Origin of the sequence: Bradyrhizobium sp. LVM 105 (assembly GCF_003957705.1) — a bacterium.
Classification (GTDB): Bacteria; Pseudomonadota; Alphaproteobacteria; order Rhizobiales; family Xanthobacteraceae; genus Bradyrhizobium; species Bradyrhizobium frederickii.
This window is the reverse complement of sequence record NZ_QZMV01000012.1, coordinates 1-24584: the sequence shown is the minus strand read 5'-3', so window position 1 is coordinate 24584 and position 24584 is coordinate 1. Positions and strand designations below refer to the sequence as shown.

At 66.4% G+C, this 24584-nt stretch carries 25 protein-coding genes, 1 tRNA gene and 1 riboswitch; of the genes, 8 read left to right on the top strand and 18 right to left on the bottom strand.

Annotated elements, in window-relative coordinates; translation table 11 throughout:
- Positions 1–22: 22 nt before the first annotated feature.
- From D6B98_RS27545 to D6B98_RS27500, 10 genes are all read right to left on the bottom strand, one after another.
- On the bottom strand, positions 23–874 hold the full coding sequence (locus D6B98_RS27545; protein WP_126260178.1) for an amidohydrolase family protein: 852 nt from the start codon (positions 872–874) through the stop codon (positions 23–25).
- The gene (locus D6B98_RS27540) at positions 871–1854 is read right to left on the bottom strand and encodes an aldo/keto reductase (RefSeq protein ID WP_126260374.1); all 984 of its coding nucleotides are present in this window, start codon (positions 1852–1854) and stop codon (positions 871–873) included. The genes D6B98_RS27545 and D6B98_RS27540 overlap by 4 nt, the downstream gene beginning before the upstream one ends.
- A gap of 102 nt (positions 1855–1956) precedes the next feature.
- Positions 1957–2889, bottom strand: coding sequence for a sugar-binding protein (locus D6B98_RS27535; RefSeq protein ID WP_164718898.1), 933 nt, complete (start codon positions 2887–2889; stop codon positions 1957–1959).
- Positions 2890–2985: 96 nt separating this feature from the next.
- The gene (locus D6B98_RS27530; RefSeq protein ID WP_164718897.1) at positions 2986–4068 is read right to left on the bottom strand and encodes an ABC transporter permease; all 1083 of its coding nucleotides are present in this window, start codon (positions 4066–4068) and stop codon (positions 2986–2988) included.
- The gene (locus D6B98_RS27525) at positions 4068–4826 is read right to left on the bottom strand and encodes an ATP-binding cassette domain-containing protein (RefSeq protein ID WP_126260175.1); all 759 of its coding nucleotides are present in this window, start codon (positions 4824–4826) and stop codon (positions 4068–4070) included. Before D6B98_RS27525 ends, D6B98_RS27530 begins: the two co-directional genes overlap by 1 nt.
- 16 nt (positions 4827–4842) lie before the next feature.
- Positions 4843–6165 carry a xylose isomerase gene (gene xylA, locus D6B98_RS27520; protein ID WP_126260174.1) on the bottom strand — a complete coding sequence of 441 codons (1323 nt, stop codon included), beginning with the start codon at positions 6163–6165 and terminating at the stop codon, positions 4843–4845.
- A 1-nt stretch (position 6166) separates the two neighbouring features.
- Positions 6167–7621 (bottom strand): xylulokinase, encoded by a 1455-nt coding sequence (gene xylB / locus D6B98_RS27515; protein ID WP_126260173.1) that lies wholly within the window; start codon positions 7619–7621, stop codon positions 6167–6169.
- A 72-nt stretch (positions 7622–7693) separates the two neighbouring features.
- The gene (locus D6B98_RS27510; RefSeq protein WP_126260172.1) at positions 7694–8734 is read right to left on the bottom strand and encodes a LacI family DNA-binding transcriptional regulator; all 1041 of its coding nucleotides are present in this window, start codon (positions 8732–8734) and stop codon (positions 7694–7696) included.
- A gap of 96 nt (positions 8735–8830) precedes the next feature.
- Positions 8831–9295, bottom strand: coding sequence for a GNAT family N-acetyltransferase (locus tag D6B98_RS27505; protein ID WP_164718896.1), 465 nt, complete (start codon positions 9293–9295; stop codon positions 8831–8833).
- A gap of 49 nt (positions 9296–9344) precedes the next feature.
- Positions 9345–9926 carry a helix-turn-helix domain-containing protein gene (locus D6B98_RS27500; RefSeq protein WP_126260171.1) on the bottom strand — a complete coding sequence of 194 codons (582 nt, stop codon included), beginning with the start codon at positions 9924–9926 and terminating at the stop codon, positions 9345–9347.
- Between the two features lie 170 nt (positions 9927–10096).
- Between D6B98_RS27500 and D6B98_RS27495 the strand changes: the two genes are divergently transcribed.
- Complete coding sequence (locus D6B98_RS27495) at positions 10097–11089, top strand: alpha/beta fold hydrolase (RefSeq protein ID WP_126260170.1); 993 nt, start codon at positions 10097–10099, stop codon at positions 11087–11089.
- 5 nt (positions 11090–11094) lie between these two features.
- Here D6B98_RS27495 and D6B98_RS27490 read toward each other — a convergent pair.
- Positions 11095–11168: transfer RNA gene (locus D6B98_RS27490), tRNA-Gly, on the bottom strand.
- Positions 11169–11339: 171 nt separating this feature from the next.
- Here D6B98_RS27490 and D6B98_RS27485 point away from each other — a divergent pair.
- The 5 genes from D6B98_RS27485 to D6B98_RS27465 all read left to right on the top strand — a co-directional run bounded on the left by D6B98_RS27485 (position 11340) and on the right by D6B98_RS27465 (position 14267).
- Positions 11340–11918: a methylated-DNA--[protein]-cysteine S-methyltransferase gene (locus tag D6B98_RS27485; protein WP_126260169.1), complete on the top strand. Its 579-nt coding sequence runs from the start codon at positions 11340–11342 to the stop codon at positions 11916–11918.
- Positions 11919–11928: 10 nt separating this feature from the next.
- Positions 11929–12768 carry a helix-turn-helix transcriptional regulator gene (locus D6B98_RS27480; protein ID WP_126260168.1) on the top strand — a complete coding sequence of 280 codons (840 nt, stop codon included), beginning with the start codon at positions 11929–11931 and terminating at the stop codon, positions 12766–12768.
- Positions 12769–12824: 56 nt separating this feature from the next.
- Positions 12825–13184 carry a VOC family protein gene (locus D6B98_RS27475; protein ID WP_164718895.1) on the top strand — a complete coding sequence of 120 codons (360 nt, stop codon included), beginning with the start codon at positions 12825–12827 and terminating at the stop codon, positions 13182–13184.
- A gap of 146 nt (positions 13185–13330) precedes the next feature.
- Complete coding sequence (locus tag D6B98_RS27470; protein ID WP_126260166.1) at positions 13331–13732, top strand: SRPBCC family protein; 402 nt, start codon at positions 13331–13333, stop codon at positions 13730–13732.
- Between the two features lie 112 nt (positions 13733–13844).
- Positions 13845–14267, top strand: a complete 423-nt coding sequence (locus D6B98_RS27465; protein WP_126260165.1) for a hypothetical protein — start codon at positions 13845–13847, stop codon at positions 14265–14267.
- Between the two features lie 95 nt (positions 14268–14362).
- Here D6B98_RS27465 and D6B98_RS27460 read toward each other — a convergent pair whose 3' ends face one another.
- The 4 genes from D6B98_RS27460 to D6B98_RS27440 form a co-directional block, all read right to left on the bottom strand.
- Entirely contained in the window at positions 14363–15802 is a 1440-nt protein-coding gene (locus tag D6B98_RS27460; protein WP_126260164.1) for an MATE family efflux transporter, read from the bottom strand.
- Positions 15803–16147: 345 nt separating this feature from the next.
- Positions 16148–17197, bottom strand: a complete 1050-nt coding sequence (locus tag D6B98_RS27450) for a hypothetical protein (RefSeq protein WP_126260163.1) — start codon at positions 17195–17197, stop codon at positions 16148–16150.
- Between the two features lie 104 nt (positions 17198–17301).
- Positions 17302–17718: a PAS domain S-box protein gene (locus tag D6B98_RS27445; RefSeq protein ID WP_126260162.1), complete on the bottom strand. Its 417-nt coding sequence runs from the start codon at positions 17716–17718 to the stop codon at positions 17302–17304.
- A 260-nt stretch (positions 17719–17978) separates the two neighbouring features.
- A complete protein-coding gene (locus tag D6B98_RS27440; protein ID WP_430644561.1) occupies positions 17979–19100 on the bottom strand; it encodes a 2'-deoxycytidine 5'-triphosphate deaminase in 1122 nt (373 codons plus the stop codon).
- A 95-nt stretch (positions 19101–19195) separates the two neighbouring features.
- Positions 19196–19275: riboswitch (SAM riboswitch) on the top strand.
- A 73-nt stretch (positions 19276–19348) separates the two neighbouring features.
- Here D6B98_RS27440 and D6B98_RS27435 point away from each other — a divergent pair.
- A complete protein-coding gene (locus tag D6B98_RS27435; RefSeq protein WP_164718893.1) occupies positions 19349–20536 on the top strand; it encodes an O-succinylhomoserine sulfhydrylase in 1188 nt (395 codons plus the stop codon).
- A 139-nt stretch (positions 20537–20675) separates the two neighbouring features.
- Here D6B98_RS27435 and D6B98_RS27430 read toward each other — a convergent pair whose 3' ends face one another.
- Genes D6B98_RS27430 through D6B98_RS27420 form a run of 3 tightly spaced genes read right to left on the bottom strand, consistent with a single transcriptional unit; the run spans position 20676 to position 23716 of the window.
- Positions 20676–21668 (bottom strand): SGNH/GDSL hydrolase family protein, encoded by a 993-nt coding sequence (locus D6B98_RS27430; protein ID WP_126260159.1) that lies wholly within the window; start codon positions 21666–21668, stop codon positions 20676–20678.
- Between the two features lie 12 nt (positions 21669–21680).
- Positions 21681–22460 (bottom strand): SGNH/GDSL hydrolase family protein, encoded by a 780-nt coding sequence (locus D6B98_RS27425; protein WP_126260158.1) that lies wholly within the window; start codon positions 22458–22460, stop codon positions 21681–21683.
- Positions 22460–23716 carry an OpgC domain-containing protein gene (locus D6B98_RS27420; protein WP_126260157.1) on the bottom strand — a complete coding sequence of 419 codons (1257 nt, stop codon included), beginning with the start codon at positions 23714–23716 and terminating at the stop codon, positions 22460–22462. The genes D6B98_RS27425 and D6B98_RS27420 overlap by 1 nt, the downstream gene beginning before the upstream one ends.
- Positions 23717–23913: 197 nt before the next feature.
- On the opposite strand from D6B98_RS27420, the gene apaG reads away from it, so the two are divergent.
- Positions 23914–24306, top strand: a complete 393-nt coding sequence (apaG, locus tag D6B98_RS27415) for a Co2+/Mg2+ efflux facilitator ApaG/CorD (RefSeq protein ID WP_164718924.1) — start codon at positions 23914–23916, stop codon at positions 24304–24306.
- Positions 24307–24584 lie beyond the last annotated feature (278 nt).

Genomic DNA, 24584 nt, shown 5'->3' with positions numbered 1-24584 from the left:
GGACGAGGCGCGCGCTCAGGCCCTACGCTGCGATCGCCAGTCGATAGGCCCGCGCCGCATTGACACCAAAAGCCTTGTCCCGCACCTGCGGGCCAAGCTTCGCCAAGCAGGCTTCCAGCGCGCTCTTGATCTCGCCGTAGCTTCCCGCAAGCAGGCACACCGGCCAGTCCGAGCCGAAGATCAGCCTGTCGTCGCCGAAACAGCTTGCGGCGTGGGCGACGAACGGAAACAGGCGCTCCGCATCCCAGTCATTCCAGGCCGCTTCCGTCGCGAGCCCCGAGATCTTGCACCAGACATTGCCGCAGGTCCCGAGCGCTTTGATGCGGCCGGACCATTCAGAGCTGCCGCCGTCGGCGATCGGCGGCTTGGCCGCGTGGTCGAGCACGAAGCGCGCTTGCGGAAAGGCCTGCGCGGTTGCGATCGCGGCGGGCAGCTCGCGGGTGCGGACGAGAAAATCGTAGGCAAGATCATGCGCGAACAATGCCGTGAGCCCGCGCTGGACGTCCTCGCGCAGCAACCAATCGGGGTCGGCTTCGTCATGCACCTGGTGGCGGACGCCGACGAGCTTGTCTCCGCCCGGCAAGCCGCGCAGCCGGTCGAGCGTGTCACCGAGCGCGCCGTCGGTCAGGTCGGCCCAGCCGACGACGCCGATCACCGACGGCATGGCATGGGCGATGCGCAGGAATTCCTCGGTCTCCTCGAGCGAGGAGCGGCATTGCACCAAGATGCTGGCATCGATGCCGTTCGCCTTCAGCAATGGCGCCAGATCAGCCGGACCGAACGCGCGACGGATCGGCGCGAGCTCGTCCGCCGCCATCCAGGGATAGTCGGCGCGCGCCGGATCCCAGAAATGCTGGTGGGCGTCGATGATCATGCCTTAGCTCCAGTCGGCAGCGGCGCGCGCGCATCGACGAGGTTTTGCGCACGCAGCTCCTGCCAGAACGCGGCCGGCACGGCCTTCTCCGACATCGCGATGTTGTCGGCAACCTCGCCGGCGTTGCGCGCGCCCATCATCGCGACCGTCACCGCCGGATGCGCCATGCAGAACTGGAGCGCGGCGGCCTTCAGCTCGGTGCCGTGCTTGCGGCAGAGCCCGTCGAGCTCCAGCGCCCGCGCGACGAGCGAGGCATCGGCGTCCTGATAATTGAACTTTGCGCTCGTGTGCGGGTTGGCCAGGATGCCGCTGTTGTAGATGCCGCCGAGCAGGATGCCGATGTTCTTGGCCGTGCAGACCGGAAACAACGCATCCAGCGCACCCTGGTCGAGCAGCGTGTAGCGCCCGGCGAGCAGGAAGCAGTCGACCGGCACGGCTTCCGCGAAGCGAGCCGGCATCTCCGACTGGTTCATGCCGGCGCCGATCGCCTTGACCGTGCCGTCCTCGCGAAGCCGCTGCAGCGCGTGGAAGGCCCCGGCGACCGCCTCATCATAATGATCGTCGGGATCGTGCACCAGCAGGACATCGACGCGATCGAGGCCGAGGCGGCCCAGGCTTTCCTCGACCGAGCGCATCACGCCGTCATAGCTGAAATCGAACACCGGCCGCTCGCGCGGCGTGCCCTTGTAGTGCTCGTCCTCGGCGGCCGCGCCTTCGGGCACGCGCAGCAGGCGGCCGACCTTGGTCGAGATGGCGTAGGACTCGCGCGGCTGTTGCCGCAGGAAGGCCCCGAGCCGCCGTTCGGCGAGCCCAAAGCCGTAGAGCGGCGCGGTATCGAAGAACCGCACCCCGAGCGACCAGGCACGCGCGATCGTCGCCTCCGCGTCGGCATCGCTCACAGGACTGAACAATCCGCCGAGCGGGGCGGAACCGAGGCCGATTGAGGTGACGTCGAGCGAGCCGAGCCGCGACCGTTTCATTCCCATTGCCTTGTCTTCATTCCAACAGTCCAAATCATCTCTCCCGCTTGCGGAAACCGCAAGCGGGAGAGGCACGCAGGCGCCCGGGGCTGGCGGGCGCTCCTACTTCAACATCTGCGCGACGTTGTCCTTGGTGACGAGATCGAGGCCGGTGTAGACGATCTCCGGCACCTTCTCGCCCTTCTTGATGGCGAGCAGCGTATCCATGGCCTTCTCGCCCATCTCGAACGGACGCTGGCCGACCAGCGCATTGGCATAGCCGTCGCGCAGCAGCTCGAGCTGCATCTTCAGCGTATCGGCGACGACAAGGGTGAACTTGCCGGAATCGATATCCTTCTTGTTCCTGCTGGCGAAAGCCTTGAAGCCCTCGGGCGCGAACATCGGCCAGCCGCCGATGGGTACGATCGCGGCGAGATCGGGGGTTGCGGTGCGCATGTCCGTCATCTGCTGCACCGCCAGCGCGGGATCGTCGTTACAGAAGGTCGGGGACCCCGCGACCTCGGTCCATTTCGAGCCCTTCAGCGCCTCGCGCACGCCGTCGACGCGCTCGGCGAGATTCTTGGCGCCGGGCCCGCCGGAGACCATGGCGTATTTGCCGCCGTCGGGCCGCATCTTCAAGAGTTGCTTGCCGAGCGCGACGCCGAACTCCTTGTTGTTGGTGCCGATATAGGCGAGGCGCTTGGACCCGGGTGCGTCGGCATCGAAGGTGATGACGGGGATGCCGGCGGCGGTCGCCGCCTCGATCGACTTGGTCATGGCCGCGACGTCGGCGACCGAGATGGCGAGACCGTCGACCTTCTGGGTGACGAAGTCCTGGATGATCTGCGCCTGCGTCGCCGGCTCGTGCTCGACCGGCCCCTTGTAGATGCACTCGATGTTGCCGAGCTCCTTGGCTCGCTTCAGGCAGCCGTCGCGCGCGAAGTCGAAGAACGGATTGTTCATCGCCTTCGGCACGATGACGAAGCGGTAGTTCGCGGCGAATGCCGGCGTCGCCATCATCGCAACCGCGATGCCGGCAAGAAGAAGTTTCCTCATTGTTTCCTCCACTCTTGTTTGGTGCCCGTCCTTTTCAAATTCGTCCGGGAAGCGGACGGGCGGCGTTTTCGTTGCCTTCCCGAGAACGACGTCAATTCAAGTCATCCGCGAGCGGATGCGGTCGACCAGCACGGCCAGGATGATGATCACGCCGACCAGCGTCTGCTGCCAGTAGGAGGACACCTGCGCCAGCACGAGGCCGTTGCGGATCACCTCCAGCAGCACGCAGCCGACGATAGCGCCGAGCGGACCACCGATGCCGCCGGCAAGGTTGGCGCCGCCGATGACGGCGGCCGCGATCACGTTGAGCTCGTAGGAGGTCGCCATGTTGGCCGGCGCCGACCCGAGCCAGCCCGAGATGATGATGCCTTGCAGGCCGGCGGCGAGCGCGCAGATCACATAGACCTCGATCTTCACCCGCACGACCGGGATGCCGGTCAGCTCGGCCGCCTTCTCGTTGCCGCCGAGCGCGAAGACGTGGCGGCCGAACGAGGTGTGGTGCAGCACCACGGCCATCGTCAGCGCGAGGATCATCAGATAGATGAAAGGCACGGGCACGCCGAGCACGTCGCCCGAGGTCGCGGCATAGAAATAATCGGCATCCGGCCCGCCCGGAAAGCTGCCGCGGCCGTTGGAGACGACATAGCCGAGCCCGCGCACGATCGAGAGCATGCCGAGCGTGGTGACGAAGGGCGACAGGCCGAGCACGGCGATGCAGAAGCCGTTGACGAGCCCGGCGATCAGCGCCACGCCGAGACCGGCCATGACCGAGACCAGCAGGATCAGCCCGGGCACGTTGGCCAGCACGGTCTTGCCGTCGGCCGCCATGTGCACGAACAGGGCGCCTGCGGGCGAGCCGGGCGCCGACAGCTCGGTCATGACCATCGAGGTGATCATGGCGGAGAAGCACATCATCGAACCGACCGAGAGGTCGATGCCGCCGGTGATGATCACGAAGGTGACGCCGAGCGTGGCGATGGCGATGAAGGAGAAGTTCTTCGCCACGTTCTGCATGTTGCCTTCAGTGAAGAAATACGGGCTGGCGAAATGCATGATCACCAGCAGCACCCCCAGTGCGAGCAGCACGTAGCCGGTCTGCGAGGCGAAGATGCCGCGCTGCCACCATTTGATCCGGCCCACATTGGTGAAGCTGATCGGGGATTCCATGGGCATAGCCATCACGCCGCCTCCTTCGCGCCGGTGATCAGGGCGGTGACTTCCTCTGGCGAGGTCTCGTGGATCGGCTTGTCGGCCCGCTTCTCGCCGCGGCGCATGACGATGACGCGGTCGCACACCGCGAACACGTCGGGCATGCGGTGCGAGATCAGCATCACGGCAACCCCTTGCTCCTTCAGCCGGTGAATCAGGCCCAGCACCTGCTCGACCTGACGCACCGAGATCGCGGCGGTCGGCTCGTCCATCATCACCAGCCGCGCGTTGGAGAGCCGGGTGCGCGCGATCGCAACCGCCTGGCGCTGGCCGCCGGACATCTGCTTGACGAGATCGTCGGGGCGCGTCTCCGAGCGCAGCTCGCCGAACAGCTCCAGCGCCCGTGCCGCCATCGCCTTGTGGTCGAGCAGCGCGACGGGCCCGAATCTCCGCTTCAGCTCGCGGCCGAGGAACACGTTGGCCGCCGCCGTCAGATTGTCGGCGAGCGCGAGGTCCTGATACACGACCTCGATGCCGACCGCGCGGGCATCGACGGGCCGGCTGAAATGCACCGCGCTGCCGCCAAACCGGATCTCGCCATGGCTGGGGCGGAAATTGCCGGCGATGATCTTGACCAGCGTCGACTTGCCCGCGCCGTTGTCGCCCATCAGGCCGACCACCTCCCCCGGCATGACATGCAGGTCGACGTCGTGCAGCGCGCGGATGGCGCCGAATTCCTTGCCGATGCCGGTGAGCTCGAGGACCGGTGTCGTGTCAGCATGTGCCATCAGCGGTCTTTCTCCCTCAGACATGGCGATTGACCAGCGATTCCAGATATTCCTGCCGACCCGAGCGCGGCTGCGGGTCGAAGCCGGGCTGAAGCGCGCGGTCGGCGAGATCGGCGAGCGAACGCTGGCCGGCGAGAATCGCCCGGCCCTCGTGGCCGGACCAGCCTTCGTAGCGCTCGGCAAGCGGTGTGGTGAGCACGCCGGCGTCGACCATGTCGGCCGCGGCGAGGAAGGCCCGCGCGCAGGCATCCATCGAGCCGACATGGGCGTGGATCAGATCGTCGGGGTCGATCGACTGGCGGCGGATCTTGGCGTCGAAATTCAGCCCGCCCGAGGTGAAGCCGCCGCGGTTCAGGATTTCGTGAAACACCAGAGCCAGCTCCGGCACGTTCATCGCGAACTGGTCGGTATCCCAGCCGAGCAGATCGTCGCCGCGGTTGATGTCGAGCGAGCCGAACACGCCGAGCGCCTCGGCGAGCGCGACCTCGTGGTGGAAGGAGTGGCCGGCGAGGATGGCGTGGTTCTGCTCGATGTTGAGCTTGACGTCTTTCAGCAGGTCGTAACGTTCGAGGAAGCCGTAGCAGGTGGCGACGTCGAAATCATATTGATGCTTGGTCGGCTCCTTCGGCTTCGGCTCGATCAGGACCGGGCCTTTGAATCCGATCTTGTGCTTGTGCTCGACGACTAGCGAGACGAAGCGGCCGAGCTGGTCGAGCTCGCGCTTGAGATCGGTGTTGAGCAGCGTCTCGTAGCCCTCGCGCCCGCCCCACAGCACATAGTTCTGGCCGCCGAGCCGGTGCGTCACCTCCAGCGCGGCGCGGACCTGGCCGGCAGCATAGGTGAAGATCTCGGGGTCGGGATTGGTCGCCGCACCGGCCATGTAGCGGCGATGCGTGAACAGGTTCGCAGTGCCCCAGAGCAGGCGGACCTTGCTCGATGCCATCTTCGCTTCGAACAGATCGGCAATCGCGTTGAGATTGGCGACGGACTCGGCGAGCGAAGCGCCTTCCGGCGCCGCGTCGACGTCGTGGAAGGTGAAGTAGGGCACATCGAGCAGGCGGAACAGCTCGAACGCGACATCGGCCTTGGCCCGCGCCTGTGCCATCGCATCGGTGCCGTGATGCCAGGGCCGCAGGAACGTCTCGCCGCCGAAGGGGTCGCCGCCCGGCCAGCAGAACGAATGCCAATAGCAGACCGCAAAGCGCAAGTGATCCTCGAGCCTGCGGCCATGGACCATGCGGTCCTTGTCGTACCAGCGGAACGCGGGCGCCGGTCCCGCGTCCTGGCCGGCAAAGGCGACAGGTGCGCTTGCATCGAAGAATTTGGCTGACGCATTCACTTTAGGGAGACTCCTTCAATGCGGGATAAAGCTCGCGCCACCGCCGATAGGCTTCGTCATAGGCGGCAGCGAGGGAAGCGCGGGGCGTGAAGCTCGCGAGCCGCCGCGGGCGGGTGCAGACCGCCACCGGTCTTTCGCCGGTGGCAGCGAGCCTGCCGAGCCGCGCGGCGCCGAGGGCCGCTCCCACCTCGCCCTCTTCGACGCGGTGAACGGGAATGCCGAGCACGTCGGCGCAGATCTGTGCCCATAGCGGCGAGCGCGAGCCGCCGCCGACGAGATCGACCTCGGCAATCGGCCCGCTCGCCGCGCTCAGCGCCGCCAGATTGTCGCGCGCGGCAAAGGCGACGCCTTCGAGCACGGCCTGGACGATCTGGCTGCGGCCGGTCGCGCCGCGCAGACCGACAAAGGCGCCGCTCGCGGCGGCATCGTTGTGCGGCGTGCGTTCGCCGTCGAGATAGGGCAGGAATCTGATCGGGCTGGGCGCATCGACGCGCGCGCCGAGGGGCGCCAGCAGCGTTGCGGCCGGCACCTCCATCACGCCGGAGAGCCAGGCCAGCGAAGCGGCAGCCGACAGCATCACGCCCATCTGATGCCAGAGGCCGGGCAACGCGTGGCAGAACGCGTGCACGGCCGACGCCGGCGCCGGCGCGAAGCGATCGGTGACGCGGAACAGAACGCCGGACGTTCCCAGCGACAGGAAGGCATCGCCGGGCGCGATCGCGCCGAGCCCGATCGCGCTCGCCGCATTGTCGCCGGCGCCGCCCGCGACCACGACGTCCTTCCTCATGCCCCAGCGCTGAGCATAATCCGGTGCGAGCACTGCGCTCGCCGCGCTGCCCTCGACGAGGCGCGGCATGTGGTGGAGGTCGAGCCCGGTGGCGTGCAGCAGCAAGGCCGACCAGCGCCGCTCGCCGACATCGAGCCACAGCGTGCCGGCGGCATCGGACATGTCCTCGACCATCTCGCCGGTGAGGCGATAACGCACATAGGCCTTCGGCAGCAGCACCTTTGCGACGCGCTCGAAAATCTTCGGCTCATGCCGCGCGATCCACAGCAGCTTCGGCGCAGTGAAGCCCGGCATGGCCAGATTGCCGGCGATCGCGTGCAGCGATGGACAGCGCCGCTCCAGCACCGCGCATTCGGCCTGCGAGCGGCCGTCGTTCCAGAGGATCGCCGGGCGCAGCGGCTTGCCGTCCTCGTCGAGCAGCGTCGCGCCATGCATCTGGCCGGACAGGCCGATGCCGGCCACCTGCGCAATCTCGCGCGGATGGCGGGCCGCGAGATCGTCGACCGCGCCGATCGTCGCATCGACCCAGGAATCGGGGTCCTGCTCGGACCACAGCGGCGCCGGATGCGACAGCGCGAGGTCGCGCGCGGCGTTCGCGACGACCGCGCCGGCTTCGCTCACGAGCACCGCTTTCACGCCGGACGTGCCGATGTCCAGTCCGAGATACAAATCGTCCTCCCTCTTTCCTCATTTGCGCTGCGCGATCTTGACGTCGCGCTTTTCGCCACGGCCCTTCGATAGCTAGGGCAGATTGTCCCGCATCACGATGTCGATCCTGATCTTCTCCTGTTCGCGCAAGATCGGCTCGCCGCGGGCGAGCGCGAGCAGCACGCGCACGGCGGCGCGCGCTTCATGTCCGGGGTTCTGCGAGATCGCGGCATCCATCACGCCTTGCAGCAGCAGGCGGCGCGTCAGCACGGTGACGTCGTGACCGACGAACACCACCTTGTCGCGGCCGGCATCGCTCAACGCCTTGGCGACACCTTGCGTGCCGGCGCCGACGTTATAAAGGCCGACGATGTCGGCATGCCTGGCGAGCAGCCGCGCCAACAGCTGCTCGGAGCGATCGTCCTCATCGCGCCCTTCCAGCACCGGCAGGACGCCGAGACCAGGGAATTCCGAGGCCATCACCTGGTTGAAGCCGAAGATGCGTTCGGCATGGTCGCGCAGGCCCTGCGAGCCCGCGACGATCGCGACCTTGCCGGACTTCTGGCCGACCAGTCGTCCGACCAGCGCGCCGGCGGAGCGGCCCGCCGCGATGTTGTCGATGCCGACATAATGGTGGCGGCGCGACGACGGCACGTCCGACACCAGCGTCACCACCTGGGTGCCGGCATCGACGAGGTCGTTGATCGCGGCGCGAACGCTGGGGTGATCCAGCGCCACCACGGCGACGCCGTCGTAATCGCCCGAAAGCGCCTCGAGCGAGGCCGCAAGCACGGAAGGGTCGAACACGTCGGTTGCGACCATCTCGACGCCGAGGCGGCGGGCCGAGAGCCAGCCGGACATCTCGCCGAGATAGGCCTCGATCTGCTGCATGAACGGGTTCGGCCCCGACGGCATCACGAAGGCAAAGCGGCGGGCGCGGCCGCGGGCGAGCTCGGCGGCGGCGACGTGGGGCTGGAACGAATTGCGCTCGATCGCCGCCTTGACGCGCCGCACCGTCTCGGGCCGCACGCCCGGCCGGTTGTGCAGGACGCGGTCGACCGTCGCGAGGCTGACGCCCGCCTCACGGGCGATGTCTTTCAGCGTCAGCGCGCTCGCGGTCAGGGTCTCGGCCATGGTTGAAGGCTAGCAGAGGTGTTTTGAGGTACGCAACTCATTTTGAGAACAGGACTGCAATTTCGAGCTCGGTTGACCCAAGCACCGCGCCGGCAGTCAGCCCTGCGTCAGATCCAACGTCAGAAAAAGGCTATTGGGATCCTCGACATAACCTTCGAACGGGCCGCAAGGGACGAAGCCGTGGGCCCGGTAAAGCGCATGCGCCGGCTTGAAATAATCCCACGAGCCGGTCTCGAGGCTCAGCCGCGTCAGGCCGCGCGCGCGGGCCTCCACGATGATGTGGCGGAGCATCTGGCCGCCAAAGCCGCGCCGCCGCGTGGTCTGAAGCGTATGCATCGACTTCACCTCGCCATGGACGGCCGAGAGCGTCTTCAGCGCGCCGGTGGCGACGAGCAGCTCGCCGTCCCAGCCGGTCCAGAATGCGACATCGCTGGCGCGAAGGCCCGCCAGGTCGAGCGCATGCGCGCTGCCCGGCGCGGTCTGGGCCCGCGCGGACGTGACGTGATGATCGAGCAGCGCGACGACGCGCGGATCGAAGGTGTCGCCGGTGCGAATCTGCATCGCCAGCCTCATTTCAAGTTTCGTCCGCGGGCGCCCGCGATCATCGACATCACATCTTCCCGTAGGAGGAGCCGCGCCGCGTGATGATGACGTAGCGCGCGTCCTGCCTGGTTTCGTTCTCGAAGGTCACCGCACGCATCACGTCGAAATCCAGGCAGTCGCCCTCGCGCAGGCGCACCGTCTTGGCGTCGATGTACACGGCGATCGCGCCCTCCAGCATCAGCAGCTGCTGGGTGAAGGCGTTGCGGCCCCAGGGGCTGTAGGAGACGCGGGAGCCGGCCGGAAGGTCGACGACGATGATCTCGATGCCGCTGGCCGCATCCGGCGGCGAGGCATGACGCCGGCGATAGCCGCTGTCGGGATCGCGCCAGTGCGGCTGGTCGGCGAGCCGCACCAGCCGCTCCGGCGGCTTCTCGGCGAGCGCGACGACGTCGCTGAGCGTGACATCGAGCGCCGCGCAAAGCTTGTTGAGCAGCGCCGCCGTCGCACTGCTCTGCGCCCGCTCCACCCGCCCGATCATGGCCCGGCTGACGCCGGAGCGGCTTGCCAGCTCGTTCAACGTCATGCCCGCCTGCGTCCTCAGCGTCTTCAAGCGGCGACCGATCGCACGGTCGAGTTTCTGCTGGTCCATCGGCTCTCATCTAGACATCCCCCGGCGCAGGGACCGCACCCACCGGGCAAGGGAAGCTTAGGGCGGGCGCGGCGTGCGTGCCGGGAGCGGGAGGCTAACATATTAGAATCTTTGCGCAGCCTGCAGGGCAGATTAGGATACGCCAGCCGCAATGACCGGGAGGCGATAACATGAGCGGACCGACGCAGCGGATGATCAAGGCCAACGGCATCAGCCTCAACGTCGCCGAGCAGGGCAAGGGGCCGATGGTGCTGCTCTGCCACGGCTTTCCGGAAGGCTGGTACTCGTGGCGCCACCAGATCGAGGCGCTGGCATCGGCCGGCTACCATGCGGTCGCGCCCGACATGCGCGGCTATGGCAAGAGCGACCGGCCTGAGGCGATCGATCAGTATACGATCCTCCACATGGTCGGCGATCTCGTCGGCGTGCTCGACGCCTTCGAGGCGAAACACGCCGTCATCGTCGGGCATGATTGGGGCGCCACGATCGCCTGGCACACGGCGCGCCTGCGGCCGGATCGCTTTCGCGCCGCCGCCATCCTCAGCGTACCCTATCGGCCACGAAGCCCAGTGCGGCCGACGAGTGTCATGCCGCAGACGGCGGATGCGCAGTTCTATCAGCTTTACTTCCAGGAGCCGGGTGTCGCCGAAGCCGAATTCGAACGGGATCCGCGCGCAACACTGGGCGCCATGCTCTATGGCGGCTCGGGCGAGGGAGCGGCCGCGATCCGCGCCAATGCCGAGCGTCAGGGGCGGACCGCTGGCGCCGGCATGGTCTCGCGCAAGGACGGGATGCTGCCGAAGGTGCAGGTGCCACTTCCGTCGTGGCTGAGCGCCGCCGACCTCGACTATTACGGCGCCGAATTCGCCCGCAGCGGATTTCGCGGACCGCTCAATTACTACCGCAACATCGATCGAAACTGGGAACTGATGGCGGCCTTCGAGGGCGTGAAGGTGACGGTGCCCTCGCTCTTCATCGCGGGCGACCACGACATGGTCCTCGCTTTCCCCGGCAGCACCGAGCTTCTCGCCAACATGAAACAATGGGTGCCGCAGCTGCGCGAGATCAGGATGCTGCCTGGCTGCGGGCACTGGACGCAGCAGGAGCGGCCGGCGGAGGTCAGCACGGCGATCGTGGAATTTCTGCGAAGCCTGCCGAACTAAGGGCTTGGAGCGGGCGAAGGGAATCGAACCCTCGTATGCAGCTTGGGAAGCTGCCGTTCTACCATTGAACTACGCCCGCGGATGCGCTTCGCGCCCGTCTTGATTAGCCGAGACGGCGCCTGCCGCCAAGCGGTTTGGCGCGCCCGGCCGGGCGGTTCTTAACGTCCTGATAAGATTCCAGGTGCGCCGGATTGTGGCGGTGTTATGATCGGATGTCTGGGGCGAAACGTGCACTGAGTGGGGCGTGTGCATGGTGGGGCGCGGCTATTCGATATTCGACACGGCCATAGGCCGCTGCGGCATCATCTGGAGCGGCACAGGCGTCGTCGCCGTGCAATTGCCGGAAGCGCGGGAGATCGACACCCGGCGCCGGATATTCCAGGTTCATCCCGAGGCGCGCGAACAGCGGCCGTGCGAGAACGCCGAGCTTGCGATCGAGGGCATCACAGCCCTGCTGCAGGGCGGCGATCCCGATTTTTCCGAGGTCAGCCTGGATGCTGGCGGCGTGTCCGGCTTCAACCGGCGCGTCTACGAGTTCGCCTGCTCGATTCCACGCGGCGAGACGCGCACCTATCACGAGGTCGCCAAGGCGCTGGGCGCCTCAGGCGCGGCGCATTCGGTGGCGCAGGCGATCGCAAAAAATCCCTACATGCTGATCGTGCCCTGCCACCGGGTGCTGGAGGCCGGCAGTTACACCGACCGGCTCTCGCCCTTTGGCGGGGTGATCTCCAAGCGGCGGCTGCTGGCGCTGGAGGGCGCCCATCCCGTCGCCAGCAAGACGCTGTTCGAGGTGCTGCTGCCCGTTGCTCCGCCGAGGCCGTCCACCTAGATAAGGCGGCATGGACGCGACCACATTGCTGACGTCACAATCGATCACGGTCTGCGAGTTCCGTTGCGATGCGGGACCGGACGACACGCCGTTTGCCGAATGCCGCACCGGGCATTCCATCGCCTATGTCCGCTCGGGCAGCTTCGGCTGCCGTTGCCGCGCCGGGTTCTTCGAGCTGGTGGCGGGCTCGATGCTGGTCGGCGCGCCCGGCGAGGAATACACCTGCACGCATGAGCATGTCAGCGGCGACGTCTGCCTGGGATTCTTCTTCAGCGAAGACATGGTCGATGCCCTCAATGGGCGGCGCGAGATCTGGCAGGTCGGCGCCACGCCGCCGCTGCCCGAACTGATGGTGCTGGGCGAGCTCGCCCAGACGGCGGCAGATGGCAACAGCGACATCGGCCTCGACGAAGTCGGCCAGATCCTGGCCGGCCGCTTCGTCGACCTGGTCTCGGGCAAGCCGCGCAAGCCGGCCACGCCCAATGCGCGCGATCGCCGCCGCGCGGTGGAGGCCGCACTGTGGATCGACGACAATTCGCATGAAGGGGTCGATCTCGAACAGGCCGCAAAGCAGGCGGGCCTCAGCCCGTTCCACTTCCTGCGGCTGTTCTCGAGCGTGCTCGGCGTCACCCCGCATCAATATCTGGTACGCTCGCGGCTGCGGCACGCGGCACGGCTGCTCGCCGACGATGACATCGCCGTCACCGATGTCGCCTATGACGTCGGCTTCGGCGATCTCTCCAACTTCGTCCGCACCTTCCACCGCGCCGCCGGCGTATCGCCGACCAGGTTCCGCCAGGCCTCGAAGGGGATGCGCAAGATTCTCCAAGAGCAGCTTGCCCTCAACTGACTAGCTTCGTCTCCGGCGCGCGCCAGTTTCGGCGCGCTTTGCACATGGAGACGAACATGTACGACCACATCGGACTTCGCGTTGCCGACCTCGACGCCGCGACGCGCTTCTACACCGCGGTGCTGGCGCCGCTCGGCTACGTCCTGTGCTCGAGCGGCGACGGCTATGCCGGCTTCGGGCCGAAGGGCGAACCGGCGCTGTGGCTGCACCTCGACAAGGGCCGCAAGGCCGACGGCGCGCACATTGCGTTTCGCGCCGGCAGCCATGACGCGGTCAAGGCGTTCCACAGCGAAGGGCTGAAGAGCGGCGGCCGCGACAATGGCGGCGCCGGACCGCGCAAGGATTACAGCCCGACCTATTACGCCGCGTTCCTGATCGATCCCGACGGCAACAATGTCGAGGCGGTTTGTAGCTAAGCGCTCTGACCGCTGGCTCCGTCATTGCGAGGAGCTCTTGCGACAAAGCAATCCAGACTGTCGCCGCGGAAACATCTCTGGATTGCTTCGCTGCGCTCGCAATGACGGCGTGTGTGGCCCCCCCGACATCATCAAGGGAACTTCCCATGGCCTCCATCCACAATGATATCCCCCTACCCGCCCCCGCGCGCGACGTCTGGGACGCGGTGCGCGACTTCGGCGCGCTGCATGAACGGCTGGTGCCCGGCTTCGTCACCGCCTGCACGCTCGACGGCGATGCGCGCATCGTCAGCTTCGCCAACGGCTCGGTGGCGCGGGAGGTGCTGGTCGATTGCGACGACGCGCGGCGGCGTCTGGTCTACGCCATCAGCAACGAGCGGCTGAAGCACTACAGCGCCTCGGTGCAGGTGATCGCCGACGGCGAGACGCGTTGCCGCCTGGTCTGGACCATCGACATGCTGCCGAACGAGCTTGCGTCTTACGTTCAGGGACAGACCAGGGACGCGGTCATCGCGATACGAAGGGCGTTTCCACCTGCCGCGGCCTGACCGCCCTCTGTGAGTTTTCTCACAGAGCTCCGCCCTCGCCGGCCGCAATCATGGTCGCGTGCGTCCGGTTGGCTCCGCTCTCCCGGCGGGCTGCGCACGCGAGGAGCATGTCATGAGAGGTGCGGACAAGGTGATCTGCCAGGCAGCCGCCGTGCTGCTGCTGTTTTCCGCCGCAAGCACGCCTGCGAAGGCGCAGCTCGCAGGATTCGGCGGAGGCGGGGCCGGCGGCGAGGACATGATGACCCAGATGGCGCCGATGCTGGAGATGATGAAGGCGAAGATGGGTAAGCGCCGCTTCGCCATGATGATGCAGACCATGGGGCCGATGATGAGCCGCATGATGGAGAACGGCGGCGGCGGGCTCGGTGGCATGATGGGCGGCGGCTTCGGCGCGCCGAACTACGGCGGCTACATGCCGATGGGCGGTAGCGGCTATATGCCGACCGGGCTCGGCGGCATGGGCGGCGGCGACATCATGGGCATGCTCGGCGGTGCCGGCGGCGGCAGCGGCCATCGCCGCCACAGGCATCGCTAAAGCATGATCCGGAAAAGTGCGCAGCGGTTTTCCGAAAAGATCATGCAAACAGCAACCTAAAGCGCGATGACGATTCATCCTAATCGCATCGCGCTTTAGTCGGTGGCACCCGATAGCGCTGGTCTGATCGCGGGCGTGCTCGCGCGCGGTCCCCAGCGCGTCAGCACGACGCTGGAGGATGAGAGCAGGCCGAGCACGACCATCGAGCTCGCGGCCAGCCAGAAAAAGCTCTGCGCGGTGGCCTCATGGGTCGACAGCCACCAGCCGACCGCCGAGATGTAGACCAGCCGCGCCGTCTGCGCCAGCACCGGCCCGATCACCTTGGCCGCGCCTTGCGAGGAGAAATACATCGTCGTGGCGATGCCGAAAAAGGCGTAGAACGGCCCGACCGTCGAGAGATATTGATGGCTCGCCGCGCGCACGGCCGCGCTGTCGGTGAACATGTCGATCCAGAGATCGGGGAACATCGCAACGACGCAGGCCGGCGCGCCGACGGCGACGAAGGCTGCCGCACTGGCAATCCAGGCGATGCGCCGGGCGCGCGTGATGTTGCCTGCGCCGATCGCCATCCCGACCATCGGCACACAGGCGATGCCGAACGAGAACGCGATCGAGGTCAGCAGGAATTCGAGCCGCGCACCGATGCCGTAGCCGGCCAGGATCGTGGTGCCGAACTGCGCCAGCATGTGGGTGAAGATCGAGATCGTCAGCACCGATTGCAGCGGCGAGAAGCAGGCGATGGCGCCGACCTTCAGGATGTCGAAAAACATCGCCCATTGGATGCGCAAGCCGCGCAGCTTCGGTGTGACGCGCGCGCGGCCGGAGAACAGGTACCAGCCCATGATGCAGATGTTCATGGCATAGGCGATCAGCGCGCCGGCCGCGACGCCGTGCATGCCGAACTGCGGCACCGGGCCGAGCCCGAGGCCGAGCGTGCCGCCGAGCACGATCTGCCAGGCCGCGGAGTTGAGGATCAGGAACGAGGGCAGCTTCATGTTGCCGGTGCCGCGCAGCACGCCGGCCATGGTGTTGAGCAGCCAGGGCAGCACGGCGCCACCGAAAAACACCTGCGTGTAGGCGACCGCATGCGTCAGCACATCGCCGCGGCCGCCGAGCATCTCGAGCACTTTGGGGCCGAAGATCAGCATACCCAGCATGAAGACGAGGCCGAAGCTGATGCCGATCAGCATCGCGTGCGCGGCGAGCGTGCCGGCGCGCTCGCGATCGCCGGCACCGAGCGCGCGCGCAATGGCGGACGCCACCGCGCCGCCCATGGCGCCGCCCGACATGGTCATGGTCAGGATGATGGTCGGGAACACCAGCGCCATCGCCGCCAGCGCCTCGACCCCGAGCCGGCCGATATAGGAGGTTTCCGCGATCACCGTGCAGGTGCCGGCCGACAGCGCGATCGCGTTGGGCCAGGCGAGGCCGAGCAGCGTGCGCAGGATCGGTCCGTCGGTCAGCGCGCTTCGCACCGGCGGCGGCGGCAGCGGACGCTCTTGCTCATCGACCGGGATTTCGGCGATGTCGGACATGTCCTCTCCGGGCTCGGGCGCCCTTGGCGGCGCGGCAATGCTTGGGTGTGGCAATCAATTTGTTCGCGCGGGGCGCGCCGGGAGGCTTGTTAGCACGGCCATGGCCGATTCCTCCTGCGCCTGATGCAGGCGTGCCCTGCGGCAGCGCATTTCGATGGATGGAATTGCGGCTCTCTCATCTCCCTCTCCCCGCCTGCGGGGAGAGGGTTGGGGTGAGGGGGAGTCTCCGCGAGGACGGTGAGAGTTGGGCTCGCGGAGAGTCCCCCTCACCCGGATTGCATCTTCGATGCAATCCGACCTCTCCCCGCAAGCGGGGCGAGGTGGTAACCGCTGCGGCACTGCCGTCTATCCGATCGTCCAGACGAATGGCGGGCGGCAACCAGCGGCGGGGCGCATATGCACGGCGATATGCCGCCCGCAGCCTGCGGCGAGGCCTTCGAACAGCCCCTCCAGCACCTTGGCGCAGGCCGGATGATAGTCGGCAACGTCGTCCATCAGCTTCCACGTCTCCTGACGAACCTCGAAGGCGCTTTCGGATCGTGCGGTCTCAACCGCATCATCCTGCGCAGCAAGCAGCGCATTCAGGAACGCGGCGAATTCGCTTGCCCCGCCGCGGCTCATCGCCAGCGCGGCGGCGACGTCGTCAAAGTATTGCATCCCGATCAGCTTGCCGGTGAGGTGCAGCAAGTAGCCGGCGTCTTCAGGACCGAACAGCTGCACCATCACGGGCGCCGCGGTGCGCACATATTCCATCGCGTAATTGCGATAGGCTTTTTCCAGGCGCGGTTTCGGCCAGCTCGCCACGGGAAGCGCTGGCGCCGTCTTCGCATCGAACAGCGGCGCTTCGAGATGGCGTGCGAACACCAGCCGCTGGTCCAGCTCGAGCGGATGATCGTATTGGTGGTAGTATCCTTCCAGCCCGTCCTGGCCGTCGACGCTCTGCTTGGTGCAGACGAAGCCGAGCCTGAGATCGCCGAGGGCTGCGCCATTGTTGGCGTGCCAGCCGCGCAGCATCGCGCGCGACACCTCGCCGGGCACACCGCAGATCGCGGTGCCCTTCCAGATCCAGCGCGGCGGCGGATAACGGATCCAGGCCTTGGTGTCGCTCTCGTACATGTATTCGACATGCACGCCGCCGATCCAGTTGGAGAGGTAGTGATATTGCGCGGCCGCCACCGCCGGCGGCAGATGATCGATCCCGAGCTTCCTCAGGCCCGGCAGGAAACGCTCCTGCTGCTGGCGGCGAAACACGCGGAAGACGAACTCGGCGGCGTCAGCCGTGCCGCGCCGTGTGACGACGGTGAGGATGAGGCCGGTGAAAAAAGCGTGATAGAGGCCGGCGACCGCGCGCCAGCGCTGCCATTGGGCTTCCTGCGCGGCGTCCAAAGCGGCCATGTTCGCTCCCGATCGTTGTTTCGATCGAGTGTGTCACCACGCCTTGCGGCAGGCAACATCACGCCCATGCAGGGCTCCCTGCGCGGCCGCCCGCCAATTCCGCATCACGAAGTTTGCGGCGGCGCCTTGGCGGCGCGCTCACGCTCGACCCGTTCGGTGACATCGCGCGCCATCGCCACGGACCCGAGGACGTTGCCGCCGGAATCCCGCACCAGGGCGAACGTCATCTCGATGTAGAGCTTGCGTCCGCTCTTGTGCAGCGCGCGGGTCAGCGTCGGCCTGCCCGCAAGCTTCATGCTGCCGCTGGCGAGCGCGGCCTCAAACCCCTTCCAGTGCGCGGCGCGCAGATGCTCGGGAATGATCAGATCGAGATTCTGGCCGAGTGCTTCCGCAGCGGAGAAGCCGAACAGGGCCGTCGCGGCACCGTTCCAGCGCATGATCGCGCCCGAGCGATCCGAATAGATCAGCGCATCCGCAACGTTTTCGGCGATCCTTGCGTCGAGTTCGGAGGGATGGCTCATGTCATTTCCTTCGCCATAGTCCGCGAGCTTGCCTGGCACTCCGACACACATTCGGTGTCATCGCCCGCCTTGTGCGCACTTGCGCACTGGGGCGGGCGATCCAGTATTCCAGAGGCCGCAGTGATTGAGCCGATAGGCCGCGGCGTACTGGATGCCCCGGTCCCGGCTCCGCCAAGGCTACGCCGAGGCCCACGGAGTTGCTCGGCGCGCCGAAGCTTCAGCGAAGGCGGCAAGCCGGGGCATGACAGTAGGATGTGCCGCTACACCCGAAAATGCTTCGATAGTTTGAGACCCTGGGCCTGATAGTTCGAGCCGATGCGCTGGCCGTACATCGCGTCGGGGCGGGCCAGCATCTTCTCGTAGACGAGACGGCCGACGATCTGGCCGTGCTCGAGGATGAACGGCACTTCGCGCGAGCGCACCTCCAGCACGGCGCGCGAGCCCTGCCCGCCGGCGCCGGCATAGCCGAAGCCGGGATCGAAGAATCCGGCGTAATGCACCCGGAATTCGCCGACCAGGGGATCGAACGGCACCATCTCCGCGGCGTAGTCGGGCGGCACCTGCACGGCTTCCTTCGAGGCGAGGATGTAGAACTCGCCGGGATCGAGGATCAGGCTGCCGTCGGGACGGGCCGACATCGGCTCCCAGAAATCTTCCACCGCGTAGCCGGAGCGGCGGTCGACGTCGACCACGCCGGTATGCCGCTTGGCGCGATAGCCGACGAAGCCGCTCGCTTTCTCGCCGGACAGGTCGACGGAGACGGCAACGCCGCCCGACAGATCGGCATCGTCGATGTCGACGAGGCGCTCGGCGGCATGCAAGCCGTCGAGCTCGTCGGCGTTGAGGATGGCATCGCCGGTGCGGAAGCGCACCTGGCTGAGGCGCGAGCCCTCGCGCACCAGCACCGGGAACGTCTTCGGGCTGATCTCGGCATAGAGCGGACCGTGATAGCCGGCGCCGATCATGTCGAAGCGGCGGGTGCCGTCGGCGATCACGCGGGTGAAGACGTCGAGCCGGCCGGTGGAGCTCTTGGGGTTCGCGGCCGCGACGATCTCCGGCGGCAGCGCGAGGCTTTCCAGCAGCGGCACGATGTAGACGCAGTTGGTCTCCAGCACCGCGCCGTCGGCGAGGCTGAACTCGTGCAGCTTCAACTCGTCGATGCGCTCGGCGACGGTGGCGCCGGGACCGGGCAGGAAGCTGGCGCGGACGCGATAGGCGATGTCGCCGAGACGCAGATCGAGGCTCGCCGGCTGGATCTGGCTCTCGACGAAGTCATAGGCGGGCAGGATGAGGCCTGCCTCCGCCATCGCCGCGATCATGCGGTCGGGCAGGATACCATTGGCGTCGGGCGCGACCGTGAACGTCAACCGGGGGGTCCTCATCAGGGTCAAATGCATCCGGACATGCCGGAAATACAGGTCTTTTACGGCTATCCGATGGACGCCTTGACGGAAAGGGCATTGCCGAATATGAGCATCACTTATCCCGTGGTGATTTGAGCCGGCCGGCTTGCAGCCACGTTAAATAAGTCGCTAAACAGGCCGGGGACCTCTGTGATCCCGGCCCGTGGAGATATCCAGGCCGGTTTTTTTGTGACCGTTTCGCATTCACGGTCATGTCGGAGGGTCCTATGTCGAAGTCGCCTGCTGCTTACCGCCCCGAAACCCGCCTGGTTCATTCCGGCACCCTGCGCTCGCAATTTGGCGAGACGTCGGAGGCGCTGTTCCTGACCCAGGGCTATGTCTACGACACCGCCGAGCAATGCGAGGCGCGGTTCAAGGGCGAGGACCCCGGCTTCATCTATTCGCGCTATTCCAATCCCACCATCGCGATGTTCGAGCGCCGCATGATCGAGCTCGAGGGCGCCGAGGCCGCCCGCTCGGCGGCGACAGGCATGGCCGCGGTGACGACCGCGATCCTGGCGCCGCTCAAGGCCGGCGATCACGTCGTCGCCTCCCGCGCGCTGTTCGGCTCGTGCCTCTACGTCATCCAGGACCTGTTGCCGCGCTACGGCATCGAGACCACGCTGGTCGACGGGCTCGACCTCGACCAATGGCAGCGCGCGCTCCGGCCCAACACCAAGACGTTCTTCCTGGAGAGCCCGACCAACCCGACGCTGGACGTGCTCGACATTCCCTCGATCGCCGAGATCGCGCACAAGGGCGGCGCGCGGCTCGTCGTCGACAACGTGTTCGCAACCCCGATCTGGCAGAGCCCGCTGGCGCTCGGCGCCGACGTCGTGGTCTATTCCGCGACCAAGCATATCGACGGCCAGGGCCGTTGCCTCGGCGGCATCATCCTGTCCTCGGAAGCCTTCATCGCCGAGCACATCCACAATTTCATGCGCCAGACCGGCCCGTCGATCTCGCCATTCAACGCCTGGGTCCTGCTCAAGGGCCTGGAGACGCTGGGCGTGCGGGTGCGCGCGCAGACCGAGACCGCGGGGCGCATCGCCGAGGTGCTGGCGAGCCACCCGAAGATTTCGCGGCTGGTCTATCCCGGCCGCGCCGATCATCCGCAGGCGGCACTGGTGAAAAAGCAGATGCGCGGCGGCTCGACGCTGGTCGGCTTTGAGGTCAAGGGCGGCAAGGCGGCCGCGTTCCGCGTGCTCAACGCGCTCAAGCTTGCGAGGATCTCGAACAATCTCGGCGACGCCAAGAGCCTCGTCACGCACCCGGCCACCACGACGCATCAGCGCCTGAAGCCGGAAGACCGCGCCGCCCTCGGCATCGGCGAAGGCTTCATTCGCTTCTCGGCGGGGCTCGAGCATGCCGATGATCTGATCGAGGATCTGACGGCGGCGCTGGAGAAGGCGTAGGCGGCGAAGGTCTCGTAGGGTGGATTAGCCCTGCGACTGCGCGAAGCGCAGTTCGCACGGCGTAATCCACCAACTTCGTTCGGCACTCGTTGATGCATGGTGGGTTACGGCTTCGCCTAACTCACCCTACGGCACCTCGTCACATCGGCCGATACGTCCGCACGTCCACCGGCACGTTGACGCCGAGCCTGATCTGGCCGACCGAGCGGATGATGTCGTCGCCGAGCAGCTGGGCGAAGCAGGCATAGCCCCAATCGTTCATGTGCAGGCCGTCGGCGATCACGAAGCCTTCGACCGGAATGGCCTGCTTCTCGTGCCAGTCGCGCATCACCTCGAAGCGCGGGAAGATTCCGACGTGGCGGAGCTCGGCGACCTTGCCGAGCAGCTTCACCATCTTGCCGGCGCTCTCGGCGCGCTGGTTGACGGCCGGCGAATATTGCGGATCGACCAGCACGATGTCGGTACCGCCCGCGGCCTGGATGCGGCTGATGCCGTCCTCCACCATCTTGGCGGTTTCGGCGGGATCGAGATTGCGCAACACGGCGTTGGTGCCGACCTGCCAGATCACGAGATCCGGATGCATGTCGATCACCTGCGTCTGAAGGCGCTTCATCATCTCGGGCGCGTCCTCGCCGCCGACACCGGCATTGATGACGCTGATGTCGGCGGTCGGATAGTGCCGGCGCAGCTGCGCGGCGAGACGATTGGGGTAATTGAACTCGGGCGAGCTCGCGCCGAACCCTTGAGTCGACGACGAGCCGAACGCGACGATGACGACGGGCAGCCCCGCGACGAGCTTGCCAGCAACGTGCGGCAGCGAGCCCATCGCCTTCGAACCGTCCTTCGGCGACTGGCAGGGCACACGGTTGAAGATGTCGCTGGCGGATTTGGCGGCCTGCTTCACCTTGTCGATGGCGCGCGCCGTGATGCCGCGCTGCTCGGGCGAGGTCGCGGCGACGGTGGTCTGGGAGGGGGAAGCGGGAGCGGGATCAGCCGACTGCGCGGGGGCGGGTGTCGCCTGTGCGGCTGCCGTCTGGGCATGCGATGGCGAGGCGGGCATCAGCAACAACAGCGCTGCGGCTGCAGGCGCGGCCAGCCATGCCGTCGGGCAAAAAGGGCGGAGAGAACTCATTAACGCTAGACCTCAATTTTGCTGCTGGGCCGGCTCCAGACGGGCTGCATCAAACACGAACTGTGCCAACGCCCGGCCAAGGCAGTCATGGACCTGCTTCGCCAGCTCGGGCCCGCGGGACGGGCTGAACAGGTCGAACTGACCCTGGTCATTCCACTGCCGCATGATCGCGAAGCGATCGAACAGCGGGATGTCGTGCTCCTGCGCCACCACCCGCATGTTGTCGAGATAAGGTGGCGCCGAGATCATGGTCTCCGTACGCGGGCTGTATTGCAAGTTCATCAAGACGACGTCGGCCCCTGCCTTTTGCAGTGCAACAACCCCCTCGGTCACCGCGCTACGAAATTCGTCGGGATCGATGGATCGGATAGCATCCACGGTCCCGGTCTGCCAGATCACCAAATTAGGCGTTTTTGCTTCCATCAGCTTAACGAAAGTGGACGCGGTCTCCTCTGCCGTCTTCTTGCTCTGTATTTCTACGGAGACGTGCACCACCTCGGACGCCGGCAGCTTCTCCTTGAGGATCGCCTCCATTCGCGCCGGATAGGAGCTGCTCTCCGAGGACGGAATCGTGGTCGAGCGGCTGCCGATGACCAGGATGTCGAGTGGCTTGCCGGCCTTGAGCACGTCGGCGACCTTTGGCAGCCGGCTTTCGCTGGTGAGCAGATAGGACGGCAGTTCGCAGGCTGCGGGCGCATTGGAGGCGGCAGGCGCAGCATCGCCCGCGCGCGCCACAGGCGCGGCGAGGCTACCGCATAGCAGGATCAGGCTCAGGAGAACCTTCGCCTTCATCAGCCCCCTCCCGCCAGATCGGCATTGCCGACGGCGTTTTTGGTCTTCGCACCGCTCTTGTCAGCCACGCGCTTGTACCACGAAATCACCCAGGCCACCCCCCACATGATCAGCACTCCGGACAGACTAATCAAGGCATGCATGGCCGCGCCGCCGGAGACTTCGGCGAGGATGAAATGGCCGGCAAAGGCCAGGAAGACGCCGAGGCAGAAGATCTCGAGGGAATGCTGCCCACATAGAATCAATGGTCGCAGCCAGCGGGATTTCAAGCCCGGCCAATCCCGGGGCAGGAAGCGCACGGTGAGCGCCGCCAGCGCCAGGAAATGCGTGAAGCGGAGCACGTCCAGATCGGTCTTGTCGATCGGATACATCCACTGCTCGATTCGCTTCGGCATGAACTGGGAGAGCTGCGGCACGTACCAGGTCAGCGTCACGTAGAACGCCGCGACGAGATAGGCGATCGAGATCCACATCGTCACCGGCGAAGCCAGGATGCGCGACATCCGCCGCGCACCTCCGAGCGCGCACCATGCACCGAACACGAACAGCAATTGCCAGGCGAAGGGATTGAAGGCCCAGAAGCCGTTCGGATAGGCCGACAGATAGAGATCATATTCCCAGGTCACCGCGTAGAGCACGACCGAGAGGCCGAGCGTGACGTCGGGCCGCCATTTCATCGACCACAGGATCAAGGGCAGCGCCAGCATCAGCACGATGTAGAGCGGCAGCACGTCCATGTTGACGGGTCGGAAGCGGAGTAGCAGCGCCTGCACGATGGTGACGTCGGGCTGCTTGAGGAAATCCATGATGCCCATCTCTTCGGTGTAGAGCGGGTTCTCGAAGCTGGTCGCGACGTAGGAGATTTCGGCGAGGAAGATCGTGAACAGGAAGACGTGGGCGACGTAGATCTGCCAGACCCGGCGCAGGATGCGCGCGGTGGCGATGACGACGCCGCTCTCCAGCATCGCCCTGCCGTAGACGAAGGCGGCGGTGTAGCCGGAGATGAAGATGAAGATCTCGGTGGCGTCGCTGAAGCCGTAATTGCGGATCGTGAACCAGGTCAACAGGCTGGACGGCAGATGGTCGATGAAGATCAGCCACAGCGCGAGCCCGCGGAACAGGTCGAGCCGAAGCTCGCGCTCGCCGATGGCGGGCAGCGTGATGGCCGGCGCCCGCGCGCGCGCCTTGGTCCCTGCGGGTCTGGCCTCCGCGGTCCCCGCGATCGTCGATCCCGTCACTTGGTCGGCAATGGTCATCCGGGGCCTAGAAACCCTTCCGCAAAACGCGACGTTGAGAGAATGTAAGGGTCCCGCCGTCGTCTCGCAAAGCGGCCCGGATCATTCAAGGGAATCTCCCTCTGGGGTGTCCTTCCCTTCGAATTCTGGCGGGACGATGTCGCCAAAGCCGTCTGTGGCGTTTGGTTCCCGGGACGGATTTGGCTATTATAGCAACCATGTACCGCGCCGTGACCCGCCAGATCGAAGTAACCGTCGAGCCGAACTTTGTTCCGGAGCAGTCGTCGGCCGACCGCTCGCGCTATTTCTGGTCCTACACCATCGTCATCACCAATTCGGGCGAGGAGACCGTGCAGCTCAAGACGCGGCACTGGATCATTACCGACGCCTCCGGCCGCCAGCAGGAGGTGAAGGGCGAGGGCGTGGTCGGCGAGCAGCCGATCCTGGCCCCCGGCGAGCGCTTCGAATACACCTCCGGCGTCCCGCTCTCGACCGCCTCCGGCTTCATGACCGGCCGCTACCAGATGGTCAGCGAAAGCGGCGAGCGCTTCGAGATCGACGTGCCGGCGTTCTCGCTGGACAGCCCGGACAGCAAGCGGGTGTTGAATTAGGGACCTCGCTGTCGTGTCCCGGACAAGCTGCAACGCGCAAGCGTTGCTGCGCAGCAAGTAGGATGGGTAGAGCAAAGCGAAACCCATCGTCTCCCATCCTCGCGGAAGCGTGATGGGTTTCGCTTCGCTCTACCCATCCTACTGCAACTGCTCAATCCGTCATCCTGAGGTGCGAGGCATGGGATGCAACGCGTCCCATGGGGAGCCTCGAAGGATGAGCGGCCCGGATGCAGCCGGGCCGTCGCCCTTCGAGGCTTGCTCTACGGCGCGATGCGCCG